Source organism: Spartinivicinus poritis, from assembly GCF_028858535.1.
GTDB lineage: Bacteria > Pseudomonadota > Gammaproteobacteria > Pseudomonadales > Zooshikellaceae > Spartinivicinus > Spartinivicinus poritis.
The window spans coordinates 1-1,376 of record NZ_JAPMOU010000154.1; the positions used below are offsets into that span (position 1 = coordinate 1).

At 44.9% G+C, this 1,376-nt stretch carries 1 protein-coding gene; it reads left to right on the forward strand.

The window, feature by feature from the left end:
- Positions 1-1,199 (forward strand): ISNCY family transposase (locus ORQ98_RS29460; protein ID WP_274692399.1); only part of this gene is annotated, 1,199 nt, incomplete at its 5' end.
- Between the last annotated feature and the right edge of the window lie 177 nt (positions 1,200-1,376).

The following is a 1,376-nucleotide window of genomic DNA, read 5'->3' on the forward strand; positions in this document are numbered from 1 at the left end:
GTACCTGGGCTCATGATATACACCATGTAAAGCGTGCTAAACGGCGACGCTCTCTCGTACGTAAAAGGCGGGAGAGAATGGATGCCCCAGGGTTGCTCTTACAAATGGATGGTAGTCCACACTGCTGGTTTGGTAATAAAAAATCCTGCTTAATTGCCATCATTGACGATGCGACGAGTGAATTACATGGCGAGTTTTTCAAAGCAGAAACCACTGAAGGCTGCCTAAAAGTGATGCGTGACTACATTGAACAGAAAGGGCTGTTTAAAACACTCTACGTGGATAAAGCCGGCATATTTGGTGGCCCCAAACGCTGCAATTTTTCACAGATGCAGCGAGCCTGCGAGGAGCTAGGAATTGAAATATTATTCGCTCATTCGCCGCAGGGCAAAGGGCGTATTGAGCGTGCCTTCGATACCCTTCAAGATCGCCTTATTCCTGAAATGCGCTTACGGCAGATTAGCGATACGCAGAGTGCTAATCACTATCTACAGGAGGTGTTTATTCCTGAGTTTTGGCAAAAAAATATTGTGGTCAAAGCAAAAGAAGTAGCCTCTGAATTTACGCCGATCCCAGCGCATCTTAATCTAGACGACGTCTGTATACAAAAAGAGTACCGTAAAATACGTAATGACCATACCTTCAGCTATGGTAACAAATTTTACTTAATAGAATCCGCCCTTAAGCATTCGATTGCAAAGCAAAAAATAGAAATTCGAAAGCGACCCGGTGGTGATTTTTGCGCGTATTTTGCAGGTCGCCACCTTGCTATAGCAGAAGTCATTGAACCCACAAAACCGTCTTTGTATGACCTAGAAATACAACAGAAACTGGATGCAATTGCATTGGCAGAAGAGTTGGGAAATGTGTCTGAGGCAGCCCGGATCAGTGGTTGCTCTCGAGAAACCATTTACAAAAACCGCCGACTACTTAGGGAGAAAGGGCCTCAGGCACTGAAGCGTACCTTTTGCCCAGATAAACATCATAAAAATAGAACAGCTAAGGAAGTAGAAAATGTGGTTATTAAATTCTCTCTTGATAACCCCCATCTAGGGCAGGCTCAAATATCGGCTCAGCTAAAAACCCTTTATCAGATTGACCTAAGCCCTGCGGGAGTGAGGTATATCTGGCTTAGGGAAAAAATGAACACAAGTGCACTCAGGGTACAGAAAGCAAAACAGATGGCTTCTGCAGTTTAACTAGTTGCATGCTATAAAATGTGGGCATGCTCATAGTCGACTCAAAACAAGATAGGCATAGCGTGGGTCAAGGAGGAGTCTTGAGGGACGAGAGAAACTCCTTGAGGCCGCTATGTCTATCGTTACCCTGTTGACCTATGAGTATGCAACCCGTTGTCCGCTGACTGCTTTACCTTC